This is a genomic window from Bacillus sp. SD075 (genome assembly GCF_017355165.1).
GTDB lineage: Bacteria > Bacillota > Bacilli > Bacillales > DSM-1321 > Peribacillus.
Map to the genome: position 1 here is coordinate 34133 of NZ_JADILK010000018.1, position 19875 is coordinate 54007.

Consider the following 19875-nt stretch of genomic DNA (forward strand, 5'->3'; position numbering starts at 1 on the left):
TGATTCTTCATTTTTGCCCCTTTTCCAAATAATTATAAGGCAAAATCTCCATTTTGTTAAAAAAGACGGAAATTATAAAAAAAAGCGGCCCCTAAACGTTCGGAGCCCCCTTCTTAGTTTACATATTTCTTCGATATTGACCGCCTACATCATATAGCGCCCTCGTGATCTGACCCAGACTGGCCACTCTCACGCAGTTCATGAGTTCAGCAAAGATATTTTCCCCATTCATGGCTGCCAATTTCATTTTAGTTAGCGCCTCATCCGTGAACTCCTGATTTCTTTCCTGGAATGCCCGGAGATTTATGATTTGCCCTTCCTTTTCTTCCTTTGTTGCACGGGCAATTTCCATGCTGTTCACTGCTTCTTCGGATGGAGGGTTTGGGTTCAAATACGTATTGACACCAATGATCGGCAATTCTCCCGTATGCTTTTTCATTTCGTAATGCATCGATTCATCCTGGATTTTCCCGCGCTGATACTGCGTCTCCATTGCACCCAGCACACCGCCTCGATCATTGATGCGATCGAACTCTTGCAGTACGGCCTCTTCAACCAGATCCGTCAATTCCTCTACGATGAAGGCACCTTGCATCGGGTTTTCATTTTTTGAGAGGCCATGCTCCTTTGTAATGATCATTTGTATCGCCATTGCCCGGCGCACGGATTCTTCAGTAGGCGTCGTAATGGCTTCATCGTACGCATTAGTATGCAAGGAGTTACAGTTATCCTGTAATGCCATTAAAGCCTGAAGTGTCGTTCTGATATCATTAAAATCGATTTCTTGCGCATGAAGGGAGCGCCCAGAAGTCTGTATATGGTATTTGAGTTTCTGGCTACGGTCATTCGCGCCATATTTATCCCGCATGACTGTCGCCCAAATCCGTCTTGCCACCCTCCCGATAACCGTATATTCCGGATCGAGCCCATTTGAGAAGAAGAACGACAAATTCGGGGCAAAGTCATCAATATTCATTCCGCGACTTAAATAATATTCGATGTAAGTAAATCCATTGGCTAATGTAAAGGCCAGTTGTGAAATGGGGTTGGCACCCGCTTCTGCAATGTGATAGCCCGAAATGGATACAGAGTAATAGTTCCTGACTTTCCGATCGATGAAATACGCTTGAATGTCCCCCATTAGCCTTAAAGCAAATTCAGTAGAGAAGATGCATGTATTCTGGCCTTGGTCCTCTTTCAGAATATCCGCTTGAACAGTTCCGCGAACCGTTTGAAGGGTATAAGCCTGCACTTCTTCGGCCTCGGCATCCGTAAGTGGACGGCCTAGCTCTTCTTCTTTCCGTTGAATCTGCTGATCGACTGCAGTATTCATATACATGGCCAAAATGATCGGTGCCGGTCCATTGATGGTCATGGATACAGAGGTTGAGGGGTGGCAAAGGTCAAAGCCTGCATACAGCTTTTTCATGTCATCCAACGTACAGATGCTGACTCCGCTTTCCCCGACCTTTCCATAGATATCAGGCCTGTGGTCAGGGTCCTCGCCATATAACGTTACAGAATCGAAAGCCGTACTTAGCCGTTTCGCATTATCATCCTTTGACAAATAATGAAAACGCCTGTTGGTCCGGTCGGGCGATCCTTCACCTGCAAATTGCCGCTTCGGGTCTTCCCCTTCACGCTTGAATGGAAAGACTCCTGCTGTGTAAGGGAAGAAGCCCGGTACGTTCTCACGGAATACCCATCCTAAAATCTCTCCATAATCCACATATTTAGGAAGCGATACTCTCGGAATCATTAAACCAGATAAACTTTTAGTTTTCAGCTTTGTGACGATTTCTTTATCCCTGACTTTCGTTACAAACTGCTCCCCTGCATACTTTTCTTTTAAATCCTTCCATCCAGAAAGGATTTTTTTAGATTCAGGTGATAAATTCGAAGCGGTTTCCTTTTTCAATTTTTCTAAAGAAGCCACCATATCGTCGTTGTTATCATTTTCCTTAATTGCATCAATTGCTCCTTCAAGCTGGAAAAGCCTCCGGGCAATACGTACTTGTTCAGCCGCACGCTTATGATACGATCTGACCGTATCACTGATTTCACGTAAATAATACCGACGGTCAGTAGGGATGATGACATTTTGCTTGTAAACATCCGCTTCTTTCGAAAAGGATGTATTCCATCCCGTCCCTGATTTTTCATTAAGCTTTTCAATCAGGGCAGCGAATAAGGCATTGGTGCCTGGGTCATTAAATTGGGAAGCGATTGTACCGTATACCGGCATTTCAGATGGATCTTGGTCAAAAAGTGTACGGCTTCTTTGGTATTGCTTTTGCACTTGGTTTTTTGCATCCTCGGAGCCTTTACGCTCGTATTTGTTAATGACTATCAAGTCTGCATAATCAATCATATCGATTTTTTCAAGTTGCGAAGGAGCACCGAATTCACTCGTCATTACATACATGGATACATCGCATATCTCGGCAATTTCTGCATCTCCTTGACCAATTCCGCTCGTTTCTACGATAATTAAATCAAAGCCAGCTGCCTTCACGACTGAAATGGCATCTTTTATTGCCAAAGACAACTCACTTTTTGAATGGCGCGTGGCTAGGCTCCGCATATAAACCCGCTCAGAAAAGATCGCGTTCATTCGGATCCTGTCACCAAGCAGGGCACCGCCCGTTTTCTGTTTGGTCGGATCTACAGATAGAATGGCGACCCTCTCGTCTGGAATTTCGTTAATGAACCTTCGTATCAATTCATCAGTCAATGAACTTTTTCCAGCGCCGCCGGTTCCTGTAATTCCCAGAACAGGAACTTTCTTTTCGGAAGTCTTGATCTGCTCAAAAAGGATTTCCACCGCGGCCGCTGATTCCTGTGAAGCATCCAATCTATTTTCGGCAAAGGTAATAAATTGGGCAATGGCATTTGTCCCCCCTGCAATCAGCTCATCAAAGCGCTCCTGTAAAGATGGTTTGACAGTCGAGAAATCACACTCCTCCATCAATACATTTATCATGCCCTGAAGCCCATATTCCCGCCCTTCATCAGGGGAGAAGATACGGGCAATCCCATAATCATGGAGTTCCTTGATTTCCCTCGGAATAATGACCCCGCCGCCGCCGGCAAAAATCCGAATGTGCTCGGCCCCCTTTTCCTTCAACAGGTCATACATATATTTGAAATATTCCACATGTCCGCCTTGATAGGATGACATCGCTATGCCTTGGACATCTTCCTGGATAGCCGCATTCACGATCTCTTCCACCGAGCGATTATGTCCCAAGTGAATAACTTCCGCGCCGCTGGACTGAAGAATCCTCCTCATGATGTTGATAGATGCATCATGTCCATCAAATAAACTCGAAGCTGTCACGAATCTGATATGGTTTTTCGGTTTATACACCTCAACTGTACCCATTGAGCTCCTCCTTATTGAAACGAACTTATTTCAGTGTTTTTCTGAAGCGATATATTTTGAATCAATAATTGTGTCTGCAATTCAACATATTCTTGAAGTGTATACTCTTTATGCAATGCCCATCTTCTAAAACTCCACATCTGTCCCTGAACAAAAATGTTATGGGATACAAGACTTATTTGTTTTGCCGTCAACAGGAGATCCCCATTCTCAACACATTTCGTTATAACCTTTTCAAACATGCCGACCATCCGAAGTTCTTTATTCAATACATAAGGTAAGGCATCTTTCGTCAGTGCTTTCACCTCTTGATACATGACCAGCACTTCGTCTTGCATATCATCCATCACTTTATAAAAATAGGCGATCGTAAGCTTCAAGCTTTCAAGTGTCCCATCGCTCTGATCTATTTCTTTCTGAAGCTTTTCCTGAACTTCATCGTAGATAAAGTCACAGACGAGGTATAATATATCTTCCTTGGTTCGGATATACTCGTATAGCGTGCCAATACTAAAGCCAGCCGCTTTGGCTATTTCCCGGGTCGTCGTACGGTGAAATCCCTTTTCCTTAAAAAGGGTCACCGCCCCTTTAATCATTTGAGTACGCCTTTTTTCTACCAACCGCTCATCCTTCACCGATGCAAGAACTTCTCTTTTTTCCATTTTCAAACTCCTTTTTGAATCCCATCATTTTATTTCCAAAGAAATTGAAAAGGGTATTCCGGCAAGGGTGGGTGCCTCATCGGAAAACCTCAATTTCAATCCTATTTAGTAATCATCCGTGAGATGACCAGCTTTTGAATTTCCTGTGTACCTTCGTAGATTTGGGTGATTTTCGCATCACGCATATACCGTTCTACAGGATAATCCTTTGTATATCCATAACCTCCAAAGACCTGCACGGCTTCTGTCGTCACTTTCATGGCTGTATCTCCAGCAAAAAGTTTGGACATGGCCGACTCTTTTCCATATGGAAGCCCCACAGATTCCAACCAGGCAGCCTGATAGGTTAATAGTCTAGATGCCTCGACACCGGTTGCCATATCCGCCAATTTAAAACCGATTCCTTGCTGTGCAGAAATTGGCTTGCCAAATTGGACGCGCTCTTTTGCATAATCCACCGCGGCATCCAATGCACCTTGGGCGATCCCAACGGCCTGGGCAGCAATTCCGTTACGTCCGCCATCAAGTGTCATCATCGCTATTTTAAAGCCCTCTCCTTCTTCACCAAGGAGATTTTCTTTAGGCACTCGGCATTCATCAAAAATGATTTCCGTGGTCGGTGATGAACGGATCCCCAGCTTCTTCTCTTTTTTACCAACACTAAAACCCGGGAAATCTTTTTCAATGATAAAGGCACTCGTTCCCTTTTGTTTCGATTCAGGATCAGTCAAAGCAAAGACAACATAGGTATCAGCAATCCCGCCGTTCGTAATGAAAATTTTTGAACCGCTGATGATATATTCATCACCTACAAGCTTTGCAGTCGTTCTCATTCCGCCTGCATCAGAGCCTGAGCTAGGTTCAGTCAGGCCGTATGCACCGATTTTTTCACCCTGTGCCATCGGGCGAAGGTATTTTTGTTTTTGTTCTTCAGACCCAAATTTATATATCGGCCATCCTGCAAGGGAAGTATGGGCTGATAAAGTCACTCCAGTAGACGCGCATACGCGGGAAAGTTCCTCAATCGCTATACAATACGCCAAGTAATCGCTTCCAATCCCGCCGTATTCCTCCGGCCAAGGAATCCCTGTCAATCCAAGTTCAGCCATTTTATCAAAAATCTCACGGTCAAATCGTTCTTCTTCATCCCTCTCGGCAGCTGTCGGAGCCACTTCATTCTGGGCAAAGTCACGTACCATTTTTCTGATCATTTCATGTTCTTCCGTTAGTTTAAATTGCATGGCTATCTTCCCCCGTTTTTTTCGTTGTATTATAGATTCTTACTTATGACCATTCTCTGTATTTCACTGGTTCCTTCATAAATTTCGGTGATCTTTGCATCCCTGAAATAGCGTTCGACTGGATACTCCGTTGTATATCCATACCCTCCGAACACCTGGACTGCTTCTATCGCCACATCAACAGCCGTCCTCGAAGCGAATAGCTTAGCCATTGCCGCCTCTTTACCGCACTTCAACCCCTGTGAGCGTAAACACGCCGCGCGATAGACGAGTAGCCTTGAAGCTTCTATACTCGTTGCCATTTCAGCAAGCTTGAAACCAATCCCCTGTTGGGCTGCAATAGGCTTGCCAAATTGAACTCTGTCTTTTGCATATTGGACAGCATGTTCCATGGCGCCTTCCGCAATTCCCAGAGCTTGAGCAGCAATGCCTATCCTTCCGGCATCCAAGTTGGCCATTGCGATCTTAAAGCCTCCACCTTCTTTGCCTAAGAGATTGGCAGCAGGCACTTTCATATCCTCGAACGTCACCTGTACGGTGCTCGATCCATGAAGTCCCATTTTACGTTCATCTTTACCGATGATTAAGCCTGGCGTCCCTTTTTCGACAATAAAAGCAGAGATTCCCTTGCTTCCCTTCTGAGGGTCGGTTGAGGCAAAAACAATAAACACATCCGCTTCCCCACCATTGGTGATAAAAACCTTGGACCCATTTATTCGATACTCCCCGTCTTCCTTTACTGCCACTGCCTTCGATTTCAAACTCGCAGCATCGGAACCTGAGCTTTGCTCAGTCAAGCAAAATGCACCTAAATATTTACCGGCGGCTAACTTAGGCACATACTTTCGCTTCTGCTCTTCCGTTCCAAAATAAACGATTGGATTTGTTCCAACAGAAGTATGAACGGACAGTATGACACCGATAGTTGGACTAACTTTGGAAATCTCATTGATGGCGATGATATAAGACATGAAGTCCATACCCGCGCCACCGTATTCTTCTGAAATCGGGATTCCCATCAAACCAAGCTCACCCATTTTTTGCAGAATCGTTTTTGGAAACACGCCCGTTTCCATTGCCTCGATATGAGGGGTAATCTCATTCTCCGCAAAAGCGCTTACCATTTTCCGCATCATTTCCTGTTCTTCTGTAAACTTTAAATCCATCCTTCATTCCTCCCTAGCTGCACATCATTCTATGATTAGTTATATTCGTAAAAGCCTCGACCTGACTTCTTGCCTAGCCATCCAGCTTTTACATATTTCCTTAAGAGCGGACACGGTCGGTATTTATCGTCTCCCAACCCTTGGTGAAGGGTCTCCATTATGTATAAGCATGTGTCGAGCCCAATGAAGTCAGCTAGCGTAAGCGGGCCCATCGGATGGTTCATTCCTAGCTTCATCACATCATCAATCGCCTCTTTTGTGGCAACGCCCTCATAAAGGGTATAAATGGCCTCATTGATCATCGGCATCAAAATCCGATTCGCTACAAAACCCGGGAAATCATTGACTTCCACCGGTACCTTATTCAAGGTTTCGGCCATCTTTTCAACCTTTTTATACACTGCATCCGCTGTAGCAAGTCCGCGAATGATCTCAACGAGCTTCATAACTGGCACTGGGTTCATAAAATGCATGCCAATTACCTTATCCGGTCTTTTCGTGGCAGCTGCTATCTCTGTAATCGGAAGTGAAGAAGTATTGGACGCAAGAATGACATGTTGTGGCGTGATTTCATCCAACTCTGCGAAAATTTTTGTTTTTATCTCCATATTTTCCACAGCCGCTTCAATTACTAAATCAGCCTCAGCTGCGTTTTTTAAATCCGTCGAAGAAGTCAGCCGAGATAGTGTTGCATCTTTATCCTTTGCTTCCATTTTCCCTTTTTCAACTTGCCGGGATAGGTTCTTGGAAATTGTCCCTAAGCCTTTTTCTACGTATTCATCTTTTAAATCATGTAAAAGAACTTCATAACCGCTCATTGCGCAAACCTGGGCAATGCCCGAACCCATCTGTCCCGCGCCAATGACCATCACTTTTTGAATGCCCATGAAAATCCCCCTCCTCATTATCTATGAAACTATCATCCCTGCTTTGGCACTTCGATTAGTATGGCATCTCCCTGTCCGCCGCCACTGCAGATCGCTGCAATGCCTAATCCTCCTCCACGGCGTTTCAATTCATGCATCAGCGTGATGATGATACGGGCACCACTTGCCCCAATCGGATGGCCTAATGCAACAGCCCCTCCGTTAACATTCACTTTTCCCGTCTCAATATTGGCAATTTTCCCACTGGCGAGTGCCACAGCTGCAAATGCTTCGTTCACCTCAAATAGATCAATATCCTCTATCGATTTACCTGTCTTCTTCAGGATTTCATTTATAACCAAACCTGGAGTTTTAGGGAAGTCCTTCGCTTCCACAGCCACTTCAGCATGAGCTAATATATAAGCAAACGGCGCTTTCCCCTCTTTTTCGGCACGTTCCTCACTCATCAGTACAAGTGCTCCTGCCCCATCATTGATGCCTGGTGCATTTCCTGCCGTTATGGTGCCCCCATTATTAAAAGCTGGGCCTAATTTAGCTAACTTCCCAGCAGATGTATCTTTTCTCGGGGCTTCATCATGTTCAATCGTGATGGGTTCGCCTTTTCTAACCGGGACTTGTACGGCAACGATTTCTTCCGCAAGAATGCCTCCTTCGATGGCTTTTATCGCTTTTTGATGACTTTCATAAGCCCAGCTATCCTGTTCCTCCCGGGAGATTTCAAGATCCTCAGCCGTGCTGTTTCCGTAAGTGCCCATATGAACGCCTGTAAAGCTGCAGCTAAGACCATCCGAAATCATGGTATCCTTCAACTGTGCATCCCCCATCCTTAAGCCCCATCTCGCTTTTGGAAGAATATATGGTGCATTGCTCATCGACTCCATCCCTCCGGCAACAATGATTTCTTCTTCACCTAAGCGAATGATCTGATCAGCCAATGTGACACTGCGAAGTCCTGATGCGCACACTTTATTGATCGTTTCCGTTTTCACTTCCCAAGGCAATCCAGCCTGACGGGATGCCTGACGGGACGGTATTTGGCCCTGCCCCGCTTGAAGCACATTCCCCATGATGACCTCGTCTACCTGGCTTCCTTCAATCCCTGCCCGAACAAGAGCCTCTTTGATTGCTATTCCACCAAGTTGTGATGCCGTCAAACTGCTAAGACCACCGCCAAATTTTCCGAAAGGTGTCCTCACACCGCTAATAATCACTGTTTTTGCCATCATTATTTCCCCCTATAAGTAACATTGATTGAACGCTCGCTCAATTTGGAGTTAAAAAAATAGTGTTGTAAGCGCTTAATATTATATTATATTACACATTATTCTCAAAAATTAAAATATTTAGTTTATAAATATTGAAAATATTGCCTGCTTCCATTTAATCCATCACATATAGGAGAAGCAGGCATTTCCATTTTAAATTAAGAGGCTATCGATTTATTTTCACCAATGACCGCTTTTTCGAGTAGTTCAGCTACATCATACGTTTTAACATTTTCCTCAACTTCTTTTGCTTTCGTTCCATCAGATAGCATGGTCAGGCAATAAGGACATCCTGAACTGATCACTGTTGGACTGACGGCTAGCGCTTGTTCGGTACGGGCCACGTTAATGCGGTTTCCTGTTTCCTCTTCCATCCACATCAAACCGCCTCCAGCTCCACAGCACATACCCTTTTCACGGTTACGCTCCATCTCAATAAGTTTCACTCCATCAATGGATTGTAAGATTTCACGCGGCGGGCTGTAAACTTCATTGTACCTTCCCAAGTAACAGGAATCGTGGAATGTAATCGTCTCATTCACCGGATACTGAGGCACTAACCTGCCTTCACTGACAAGTTTGGCTAACAGTTCAGTATGGTGATACACTTCCGCTTCCAAGCCAAAATCCGGATACTCATTCTTGAAGATATTGTATGCATGCGGATCGATCGTTACGATTTTCTTTATTTCATTCTTCTGGAATTCTTCTATGTTTTTCATTGCAAGCTCCTGAAAAACAAACTCATTGCCCAATCGACGGGGAGTATCCCCTGAGTTTTTCTCCTTATTTCCTAGAATTGCAAATTTGACGCCCGCTTCATTCAATAATTTAGCAAAGGAAAGGGCAATCTTCTGGCTACGGTTATCGTACGATCCCATTGAACCTACCCAGAATAAATACTCGAATTCCTCGTCTGCCTTTTGTAATTCCTTCACGGTAGGGACACTGACATCCTCCCGAAGGCTTCGCCAACCTTCTCTCTCTTTACGGTTCAATCCCCACGGGTTTCCTTGACGCTCAATATTCGTCATGGCACGTTGCGCATCAGGATCGAGTCTGCCCTCTGTCAACACTAGATAACGGCGCATATCGATGATTTTGTCGACATGTTCATTCATTACCGGGCATTGATCTTCACAGTTCCGGCATGTGGTACAAGCCCACAGCTCTTCTTCCGTAATGACTTCACCAATCAAGCTCGGACTGTAAATTTCGGCTGCTGCAGCAGATTCCTGCGCCCCCTGCGTGGCACCAGCCAAAGCTATCTTATTTCCCTCCGCATTCCCAAAAACAAATGATGGCACCCATGGCTGCTTCGTTGTAACGGCAGCGCCTGTATTTGTTAAATGGTCACGCATCTTGATTATGATATCCATCGGTGACAGCATTTTACCGGTACCTGTAGCCGGGCACATATTCGTACAACGGCCGCACTCCACACAGGCATAGAGGTCCACCATTTGATACTGCGTAAAATCTTCGATATATTTGGCACCATAATATTGGTTGCCTTCCTTGTCGAGGACCTCTTCTTCCAAATCAACTGGTTTCAATTTCCCCGGATTGTCCAGGCGATTCAGGAATACATTTATCGGACCGGCAATCAAGTGAGCATGCTTAGATTGCGGGATATAAACAAGGAAAGATAATATAATCATTAAATGCAGCCACCAAGCTACATAAAAAACGACTGTTGCCGCTGTTGTCCCCATCCAGCCGAATAGGAAAGCGATGCTAGATGCGACTGGCTCTGACCAAGTTGCATCGTGCCCATGCCAGATCATTCCCATTCCATTCCCCAGTAATACGGTAATCATGATGCCGGTGATGAAGATGACAACCAAACCTGCTTTGAAATCCCTTTTCAAGCGAACGAGCTTTTCGACATAACGGCGGTATGCCGCCCAAAGGATTGCAACAAGAACGGTCAGCGTCACAATTTCCTGGAAGAAAGTAAAGGCCGGATAAACAGGGCCAAACGGTAAATGCCACCCCGGTCTTAAGCCTTTAACGAAAAAGTCAAGTGCACCAAATTGTACTAATATGAAACCATAAAATAACATCGCATGAATGATCCCGCTCTTTTTATCTTTAAAGAGCTTCTTCTGTCCAAATACATAGACCCCTATTTTAACAAGACGATCTTTCACACGGTTATCGAATTCCACTTTTTTGCCAAGTTTTATATAAGCTATACGAGTCTTTATCAAATAGACAAACAAACCGGCTGCGTAAGCGGTTACAAGCAGAAACGCAACTAAGTTGATCCACAGTAAACCATTCATTTCCATGCAGTCTTTCCCCCTCTTTAGTAAATTGCAAAATGCCAAGTGCCATTTTGGGAAATTTGGCATTTTTCTGAAATTTGATTAATTCCATTATATAATGAATGAGCATTCAGTCAACTTTTTTCTTTTTAAAAGCTTTTTAATTTTTCTTCCCCTAAATATATAATTCGACAATTCCTTGTATTACCCTTCTGCATTCTAAAAAAATGAGATCCCTTTCTCCGCTTTTTAATGGTTACTAACAGGGAATTAGAGCCAAACTAAATATAATCCATTTAGGGGGGATTTTTTTTGAAGATAATCACTACGGTTGCCTCTATATTTTTATTGATCTTCTCTTGGTGCTGGGTTGATCTTAAGGTAGGGCATAAGCGTTATTTGAAGCACGCAACCAATATTAAATATCCACCTCGGAACAGTGACATGACTGTATTCACATCAGGGAAAATCCTGTTTGATGATTTCATGAAGGAAATCAAGCAAGCTCAGGATTCCATCCATATCCTTTTTTATATTGTAAAAAATGATAAATTCAGCAAGGACTTTTTGAAATTATTGCAGTCAAAAGCGGAAGAGGGCGTGGAAGTGCGGCTTTTAGTCGATTGGGTAGGAAGTAAAATGCTGTCCCGCCAAACCATTCAGGAGCTAACTAAAAGCGGCGTTCATTTTTCTTTCAGCTTTAAACCGAAACTTCCCTTCCTTTTCTATACAATACAAAAAAGAAATCACCGCAAGATCACGGTGATAGACGGAAAAATCGGCTACCTTGGCGGCTTTAATATCGGTAAGGAGTATATAAACCAAGGCGAGAAGCTGAACCCTTGGAGAGATTACCATTTAAAAATGACCGGGGAAGGGGTAAAGGACCTTCAGGAAGTCTTCCTCTCGGATTGGTTCTATGATACAAACGAGGATTACAGGGGAACACCTGCCTATTTCCCTACATTGACTCCCGGGACGCAGGCCCATCAGTTTGTCGTCACGAATGGCAGTGATCTTGAACAATCACTGACACAGATGATTAAGCAAGCCAATAAAAAAATCATCATCGGCACTCCATACTTCATTCCCAGTGATAATTTACTTCAAGAATTAAGGAATGCACTTGCACGCAATGTTTCAGTCACGGTCATCGTACCTGAAATTTCTGACCATGCCCTTGTCAAGGAAGCTTCTTTTCCCTACTTCCGGGTACTATTAAAAGAAGGGGCTGCAATCATGCAATTTCAAAGGGGGTTCTACCATTCTAAAGTGATCCTGATTGATGACATAATGTGTGATATCGGTACGGCTAATTTTGATAAACGCAGTTGTTTTTTAAATAGTGAAATCAATTGTATGGTATTTGACCGGACATTTATAGAAGATGTAGAGAAGGAATTGGCAGTGGACCTGGCCGAATCGAAGCCTCTAAACGGGGACGCGCTTTCCAACATGAATGTAGTCCGTTCTGCAAAGGAATCGCTGGCCTCCATCCTTTCTCCTTTTCTATGACATCCTGTTGCTCAAGGAGAAAAATATTATGAAAATAAGATTTGGATTTGTATCCAATGCCACCTGTCTATGGGAAGCTTCTCCGGCTAAGACACTTACTTTCAAGCGATATAACATACTTGGCACAGAAAAAGGGCTGGAAAAACTTCTGGATGTGACAAGGCAGAACATTGAAAATACCTTAAGGGTCCTCCAATATAACACGGCACACCAAATAGAAATATACCGGATGTCCAGTTCCATTGTTCCTTTAGCCACACATCCCGAAATAGAATGGGATTTCGTCACTCCTTTAAAAAAAGAATGGAAACAGCTTGGCGATTGGGCCACTGCCCACAAGATGAGGATCAGCTTTCATCCCAATCAGTTTACGCTGTTTACCAGCCCTAAGCCCGAGATTACACAAAATGCCGTAAAAGATATGGAATTCCACTATAAGATGCTTGATGCAATGGGCATTGCGGACACCTCTTTCATCAATATCCATGTCGGTGGGGCCTATGGTGATAAAGAGTCAGCCCTTGTAAGGGTTCATGACAACCTTAAATCGCTGCCTATGCACGTCAAGGAAAGAATGACTTTGGAGAATGATGATAAAACCTATACAGCATCTGAAACCTTGAGCGTATGTAAGCGGGAAGGCATTCCACTTGTATTCGATTACCACCATCATCTCGCAAAGCTTTCAGTTGAGCCACTTAACGAGCTGCTCAGTGAGGTATTCATCACTTGGAGTCTGGCAGGGGTGGTACCAAAGATTCATATTTCATCCCCAAAATCGGCAGGTGAATTTCGCTCGCATGCAGATTATATCGATTTGGACTTCATCATGCCCCTTTTTAAAGTCCTTAAGGATCTTGGACAGGACGTGGATTTCATGATCGAGGCAAAGATGAAGGACCGGGCAATGTTGCAGCTGATTGAAGATATAGCCAAGGTACGTGGTGTAAAAAGGGTGAGCGGCGGTGCCGTCGAGTGCTAATTAACCTTAAAAAAAGCGGCTGTTTCGCTAGAAACAGCCGCTTTATCCATTACATTTTTTCCGGTGCAGAAACCCCGATTATAGCTAATGCATTCTTTAAAGTAATTTGGACGGATTTGACCAGTCCTAGACGCGCCTTACTTCTTTCCATCTCTTCAACATCCAAAACCTTATCTGCATTGTAGAAACTGTGGAATGTAGAGGCAAGATCGAATATATAATTCGTCATGCGGTGAGGCATCCGTTTTTCGGCTGCTTCAGCTATTGCCTGCGGGAACTCTCCTAATTTCTTCAAAAGCTCCACTTCTTTTTCAGTGGATAGGGCAGAGAAATCCGTGACTCCTTCATAGCTGATCCCTTGTTCCACACCTTGTCGTAAAATGCTGGAAATACGGGCGTGGGCATACTGTGCATAATAAACCGGGTTTTCATTGGACTGTGATACCGCAAGATCCAAATCGAAGTCCATATGAGTATCCGCACTTCTCATCGCAAAGAAATAGCGTGTTGCATCCAGTCCTACTTCATCAATAAGGTCACGCATCGTAACTGCTTTACCGGTACGCTTACTCATCTTCATTTTCTCGCCATCCTTGTACAGGTGAACAAGCTGGATGATTTCCACTTCAAGCTGCTCACGATTGTACCCTAATGCTTCAATCGCTGCTTTCATACGCGGGATATAGCCGTGGTGGTCTGCCCCCCAGATATTGATCAGCGTTTCAAAGCCGCGCTCCAATTTATTACGGTGATAGGCAATATCCGGTGTCAGATATGTGTAAGACCCATCCTGCTTAATGAGAACCCGGTCTTTATCATCGCCTAATTCCGTAGAGCGGAACCATGTAGCCCCATCTTCCTCGTAAACATGGCCCCTTTCCCTCAACACTTTGAGAGCTTCATCAATTTTACCGTCTTGATATAAGGAGGTTTCGGAGTACCATACATCAAATCCGACACGGAAATTACCCAAGTCCGTCTTCAGTTTTTCCATTTCGTATTTCAAGCCGTACTCACGGAAAAATTCAAAACGTTCCTTTTCATCGGCATTTATATATTTATCACCAAATTCACTTGCAAGCGTCTTACCGATGCCAATGATATCTTCGCCATGATAACCGCCCTCCGGCATATCCTTTTCAAGGCCAAGTGCCTGGAAATAGCGGGCCTCTATGGACATGGCCAAATTATTAATTTGGTTTCCTGCATCATTGATATAGTATTCACGTGAAACATCATAACCTGCTTTAGACAGGATATTGCATAAAGTATCCCCTACTGCTGCACCGCGGGCATGACCAAGGTGCAGATCACCGGTCGGGTTCGCGGAAACGAACTCCACTTGGATTTTTTCACCTTTACCAAAGTCACTTTCCCCATATGCTTCATCCACTTCCAAAATGACAGGAACCAATTCTGTCAAATAGGTATTATTCATGTAGAAGTTGATGAAACCAGGTCCTGCAATTTCAATTTTTTCGATGGATGCTTTTGAGTTGTCAAAGTTTTCGATGATTGCCTCTGCTATCATCTTTGGCGCTTTCCTTGCAATCTTGGTTAATTGCATGGCCATATTCGTGGAATAATCTCCGTGTGTCTTATCTCTTGGCAGTTCCAAAACAACATTGGGAATCTGCTCATCCGTTGCTAAACCTGCTTTAATGACTGCCGATTTAATCTCCTCTTTCAGTTTTTCCTGTACCTCTTTTACTATATTCATGCTCTATGCTTCCTCCTTGTAGGAAATCGTCATCTCATATTGACCGGGTTCGCTTCCCTGCATATGTAATGTATATTTAAGGACGAGTTTCCCTTGTTTGGTCTGCTCATCCCATTGATGATGTATCTTCTTCGCGGTCGTCCGTAATCCTAGCCTGCCATATATACTTTCATAATGTCCATTTGTCGCTTCCTGCAGGCGGAAAAGCTGCCTCATTTTAATGGCACCATTTCTAAGCAGGATCGTTTCATCCGGTTTGTGCTTGATGGTCGTTTGTGTTTGACCGACTTCATTTTCCTCTTTATATTGCAAATATAAATCTGCACCTTTATACATTTTTGTACCAAATGTGACCAGCTCATACATTTCCGTTTCTGAGCCGTGCTTGATTTTTGTCTGTAAAGACACTTTAATGGCCTGCTTATCTATATCATGAAGAGTCAAAGCTACACTTCCTTCATCATGTCGTTCTTAACTTTATAAGTATAAATATTCTTCAAGGAAGTTTCAACTTGGAGCGGAAAATAAAGTGTGAATCCAAATTAGTGAGGATAAAGTGTCGACATCATGTTGTTGCAATTGATTTGATTTTAACGCAATAATGACTCATTGGGGCGGAATTATTCAAAAAGAGTCCTTAGATGTAAAGTTCTTTTCGGAATGGATAAAAAAAGACCATTCCCGCTAAAAAACAGGAACAGTCAAGATTTCCATCCATTAACCTTTTTGCACCCATCCTAAAATCATTTCACGAATCAGCTTGCTCGCCGTATTCGCAGTTTGCTCGGATGGATCATAAATCGGTGCGACTTCTACTAAATCGCAGCCGACTACATTAATTTCAGACCGTGATATCTCATGAATCGAAGCCAAAAGCTCTTTGGAAGTGATGCCTCCGCAATCTACAGTGCCTGTTCCCGGCGCGTGAGCAGGATCAAGAACATCAATGTCTATGGTCACATATACAGGACGGCCAGCTAACTGCGGCAGTATTTCTTTCAAAGGTTCAAGAACTTCAAATTTAGAGATGTGCATGCCATTTTCTTTTGCCCATTGGAATTCTTCCTTCAAACCGGAACGAATGCCAAAAGAGTATACATTTTTCGGACCGATAAGCTCTGCGGATTTACGAATGATGGACGCATGGGAAAGCGGCTCCCCCTCATAATCCTCACGTAAATCTGTATGGGCGTCCATATGGATGATGGCCATATCCGGATACTTTTTGTACATGGCTTTAATGACAGGCCATGTGACAAGATGTTCCCCTCCCATACCCATTGGGAACTTACCTGCATCCAACACGCTGTCGACAAATTTTTCAATCATATCGATACTTCGCTGCGGATTGCCGAATGGTAATGGAATATCCCCGGCATCAAAGAATTTAACTTCCTCTAATTCACGATCTAAATACGGGCTGTACTCTTCCAAGCCAATCGAAACTTCACGAATCCGGGTAGGTCCGAAGCGAGAACCCGGGCGGAAACTTACCGTCCAGTCCATCGGCATTCCGTATAGCACAGCTTCCGATTCCTCAAAAACAGGGTGACTTTTAATGAATACATTGCCTGAATAGGCTTCATCGAATTTCATGGTCCATGCCTCCCTTATTTCACTAAATCTTGAACGAATTTAGGCAGAACGAAAGCTGCTTTATGAAGTTCTTTTGTATAATATTTCGTTTCCATTTCATGGAAACGATCTTCAGTCACTTCTAATGGATTATATTTTTTCGATCCAATCGTGAACGCCCAAAGACCGCTTGGATAAGTTGGGATATTCGCTAAATAAAGGCTGGTGATAGGGAATATTTCTTTCACATCACGTTGTACATCGCGAATTAAGTCCGCTTTAAACCAAGGATTGTCGGATTGTGCCACAAAAATCCCGTCTTCTTTCAAAGCTTTGGAAATCCCGGCATAAAAACCTTTTGTGAATAAATTGACAGCAGGTCCGACTGGTTCAGTTGAGTCAACCATGATCACGTCATATTCATTTTCACTTTTTGCGATGTGCATGAAGCCATCCCCAACTTGTACGTCTACACGCGGATCTTCAAGCATGCCTGCAATTTCAGGCAGGAATTTCTTTGAGTATTCGATGACTTTTCCATCGATGTCCACCAATGTAGCTTTTTTCACGCTTGGATGTTTTAGGATTTCCCGGATCACTCCTCCGTCCCCTCCTCCTACAACCAAAACGTTTTCAGGATTAGGATGGGTAAATAAAGGAACATGGGCTACCATTTCATGGTAAACGAATTCATCGCGCTGTGAAGTCATTACCATGTCATCCAGCAATAGCATATTGCCCCACTCTTCCGTTTCAATCATATCAAGCTTTTGAAACTCAGTTTGCTCCGTATGTAAAGTACGATTCACTTTCATCGTAATACCAAAATTCTCTGTTTGTTTTTCAGTAAACCAAATGCTCATTTATTAACGCTCCTTTTCCATTTCATATTGTCAGTCACCTTATAGGTTCCCCAAAATCGGTATAGTCATTAGCTAGAAAAATTATAGACGAATCTAGCAGAATTGCAAGATAAATTTCTTAAATGTCGTTCTTATGTTTAAAATTTTCTTTTTTTTCCATAATAGTAATAGATGATAGATTCTTACGTGATAAGAGGGGTGAAAGCAATGGAATTGATTCCAAGCGAACGATTTAAAAGGACAACTAAATATGTACGGGCCTTCATCATCCTTGCCACAATCGGGCTCACAATACTCTTTGTATTGCTTCTCTCCTTACTGATTTATGCAAAAATATTAGGTCCGCCTCCTTTGGTCGTGCCGCAGTCCACTCTCTATTATAGTGATGGTGGAAATGTGATCGGTGAAACAGATAATGGCCAGAAACGTTATTGGGCCGGAATGGAGTCCATTTCACCACAGCTCATCAAAGCGACTGTCGCCGTTGAGGACCGTCAATTTTACACTCATTATGGATTTGATATAAAGCGGATCGGCGGTGCCATCCTTGCTGATATTAAGGCAATGTCCAAAGTCCAGGGGGCAAGCACCATTACCCAGCAGTATGCAAGGAACCTGTTTCTTGGGCATGACAAAACATGGGCGCGTAAACTTAATGAGGCCTTTTATACGATTCGTTTAGAAATGAACTATTCCAAAAAGGAAATTCTAGAAGGCTATTTAAATACGATTTACTACGGCCATGGTGCATATGGAGCCCAGGCTGCAAGTCAATATTACTTTGGCAAGGATGCCAAGGATTTGACTCTTTCTGAAGCTAGCATGCTGGCCGGAATACCAAAAGGGCCGTCAAACTATTCTCCATTGGATAACTTTGAAAAGGCGAAATCAAGGCAGAAAGTTGTCCTGCAAGCCATGAAAAGCAAAAACTACATTTCAGAAAAAAATATCGCTGAGGCGTTGCGTACATCCCTGACATTAAAGGGTGAGCACGGAACGGTCACCAATAAGACCGCTCCCTATTTTCAGGATGCCGTCAAGCAAGCTTTAAAATCCCAGCTTCATTTAGATGACCGGACGATCGAACTGGGCGGGCTTAAGGTCTATACCACACTGGACGAAACCCAGCAGGACGCTGCCGAAGAGGTTCTTTCCAATACCATACCCAAATCTTCAGGCATTCAAGCCTCGTTAGTGGCAATGGATCCGGATACCGGGGAGGTCCGTGCGCTGGTCGGCGGTAAAGATTATTCCGAGTCGCCATTCAATCGAGCTACACAGGCCGTTCGCCAGCCTGGTTCAACCATGAAGCCATTGCTATACTATTCAGCGCTGGAGAATGGTTTTACACCGTCCACCACCTTAAAAAGCGAGACTACTACATTTTCTTTTGATGATGGCCACTCATCTTACACACCGCATAATTATAACCATCAATATGCGGAAGGCGAAATTACGATGGCACAGGCCATTGCTCTTTCCGATAATATCTTCGCCGTAAAAACGCACTTGTTCCTTGGGGAACAATCATTAGTCGATACCGCGCATCGTTTCGGCATCACGGCAAAGATGGATGCGGTTCCTTCCCTGGCACTCGGTACGTCAGGTGTAAGGGCGATTGAGTTGGTGAATGCATACAGCATTCTGGCTAACGGCGGCAAGAAGGTTGAACCCGTGTTTATCAAAAAGGTTGAAAATCAAAAAGGTGAAGTGATTTTTGATGAGAATAAGAAACTGGAACAGGTTCTGGATGAGGACAAGGCCTTTGTCATGACCCAGATGCTTACAGGGGTTTTCGATGAAACCTTAAATGGTTATACGAAAGTGACGGGCAGCACCATCAGTTCCCAGCTGACCCGCCCATATGCCGGCAAATCAGGCTCCACCCCGACTGATAGCTGGATGATTGGTTACACACCGGAGCTTGTAGCAGGAGTATGGACTGGATATGATCAAGGCAAAAAAATCGAAATCCCTGCTGAAAAAGGCTATGCAAAGAAAATCTGGGCTTCCTATATGGAAAAGGGCCTACAAGGGAAACCGGCAAAATCGTTTAAGGAAACCGAAAACGTAATCGGGGTAAACGTGAATCCCGTTAGCGGAAAATTGGCCACAAAGGATTGCCCTGTCTCAAGATTGACTTATTATGTTAAAGGAACCGAACCCGTCGAATACTGTGCCGAGCACTTTAAGGGTGATAATCCGAAACATGCCCCAAACGAAGAGGAACATAAAAAGGCCCCGTGGTACAAAAAAGTCTTAAAACCTTGGGGATAACGAAAAACCCCCGAAGCCGGCAGCGGCTTCGGGGGTTTTTCTGTCCTAGTTCCACAGTGACTAAACT

General features: G+C 43.8%; 14 protein-coding genes. 3 read left to right on the plus strand and 11 right to left on the minus strand.

Translation table 11 applies throughout. The features are described from left to right. Nucleotides 1-118 precede the first annotated feature (118 nt). The 7 genes from icmF to IOC57_RS14025 all read right to left on the minus strand — a co-directional run bounded on the left by icmF (nucleotide 119) and on the right by IOC57_RS14025 (nucleotide 10894). Nucleotides 119-3385, minus strand: a complete 3267-nt coding sequence (gene icmF, locus IOC57_RS13995; protein ID WP_207439301.1) for a fused isobutyryl-CoA mutase/GTPase IcmF — start codon at nucleotides 3383-3385, stop codon at nucleotides 119-121. Between the two features lie 11 nt (nucleotides 3386-3396). Further along, nucleotides 3397-4047, minus strand: coding sequence for a TetR/AcrR family transcriptional regulator (locus tag IOC57_RS14000; RefSeq protein WP_207439302.1), 651 nt, complete (start codon nucleotides 4045-4047; stop codon nucleotides 3397-3399). Nucleotides 4048-4148: 101 nt separating this feature from the next. After that, nucleotides 4149-5288, minus strand: a complete 1140-nt coding sequence (locus tag IOC57_RS14005) for an acyl-CoA dehydrogenase (RefSeq protein ID WP_207439303.1) — start codon at nucleotides 5286-5288, stop codon at nucleotides 4149-4151. A gap of 29 nt (nucleotides 5289-5317) precedes the next feature. After that, nucleotides 5318-6454, minus strand: a complete 1137-nt coding sequence (locus IOC57_RS14010) for an acyl-CoA dehydrogenase (RefSeq protein WP_207439304.1) — start codon at nucleotides 6452-6454, stop codon at nucleotides 5318-5320. Nucleotides 6455-6489: 35 nt separating this feature from the next. Beyond that, nucleotides 6490-7341, minus strand: a complete 852-nt coding sequence (locus IOC57_RS14015; RefSeq protein ID WP_207439305.1) for a 3-hydroxybutyryl-CoA dehydrogenase — start codon at nucleotides 7339-7341, stop codon at nucleotides 6490-6492. A 32-nt stretch (nucleotides 7342-7373) separates the two neighbouring features. Then, nucleotides 7374-8564 (minus strand): acetyl-CoA C-acetyltransferase, encoded by a 1191-nt coding sequence (locus tag IOC57_RS14020; protein WP_207439306.1) that lies wholly within the window; start codon nucleotides 8562-8564, stop codon nucleotides 7374-7376. A 200-nt stretch (nucleotides 8565-8764) separates the two neighbouring features. Beyond that, a complete protein-coding gene (locus tag IOC57_RS14025) occupies nucleotides 8765-10894 on the minus strand; it encodes a (Fe-S)-binding protein (protein ID WP_207439340.1) in 2130 nt (709 codons plus the stop codon). A 294-nt stretch (nucleotides 10895-11188) separates the two neighbouring features. On the opposite strand from IOC57_RS14025, the gene cls reads away from it, so the two are divergent. After that, entirely contained in the window at nucleotides 11189-12391 is a 1203-nt protein-coding gene (cls, locus tag IOC57_RS14030; protein ID WP_207439307.1) for a cardiolipin synthase, read from the plus strand. Between the two features lie 28 nt (nucleotides 12392-12419). Then, complete coding sequence (gene uvsE / locus IOC57_RS14035) at nucleotides 12420-13373, plus strand: UV DNA damage repair endonuclease UvsE (protein ID WP_207439308.1); 954 nt, start codon at nucleotides 12420-12422, stop codon at nucleotides 13371-13373. Between the two features lie 49 nt (nucleotides 13374-13422). Here the strand turns inward: uvsE and argS are convergent, their stop codons facing one another. The 4 genes from argS to speE all read right to left on the minus strand — a co-directional run bounded on the left by argS (nucleotide 13423) and on the right by speE (nucleotide 17531). Beyond that, entirely contained in the window at nucleotides 13423-15093 is a 1671-nt protein-coding gene (argS, locus tag IOC57_RS14040) for an arginine--tRNA ligase (RefSeq protein ID WP_207439309.1), read from the minus strand. Nucleotides 15094-15096: 3 nt separating this feature from the next. Further along, nucleotides 15097-15537, minus strand: coding sequence for a YwiB family protein (locus IOC57_RS14045; protein WP_207439310.1), 441 nt, complete (start codon nucleotides 15535-15537; stop codon nucleotides 15097-15099). A gap of 273 nt (nucleotides 15538-15810) precedes the next feature. Further along, the gene (gene speB / locus IOC57_RS14050; RefSeq protein ID WP_207439311.1) at nucleotides 15811-16689 is read right to left on the minus strand and encodes an agmatinase; all 879 of its coding nucleotides are present in this window, start codon (nucleotides 16687-16689) and stop codon (nucleotides 15811-15813) included. Between the two features lie 14 nt (nucleotides 16690-16703). Then, nucleotides 16704-17531, minus strand: coding sequence for a spermidine synthase (speE, locus tag IOC57_RS14055; RefSeq protein WP_192207283.1), 828 nt, complete (start codon nucleotides 17529-17531; stop codon nucleotides 16704-16706). Between the two features lie 207 nt (nucleotides 17532-17738). On the opposite strand from speE, the gene IOC57_RS14060 reads away from it, so the two are divergent. After that, nucleotides 17739-19808, plus strand: coding sequence for a transglycosylase domain-containing protein (locus IOC57_RS14060; protein ID WP_207439312.1), 2070 nt, complete (start codon nucleotides 17739-17741; stop codon nucleotides 19806-19808). Nucleotides 19809-19875: the final 67 nt, after the last annotated feature.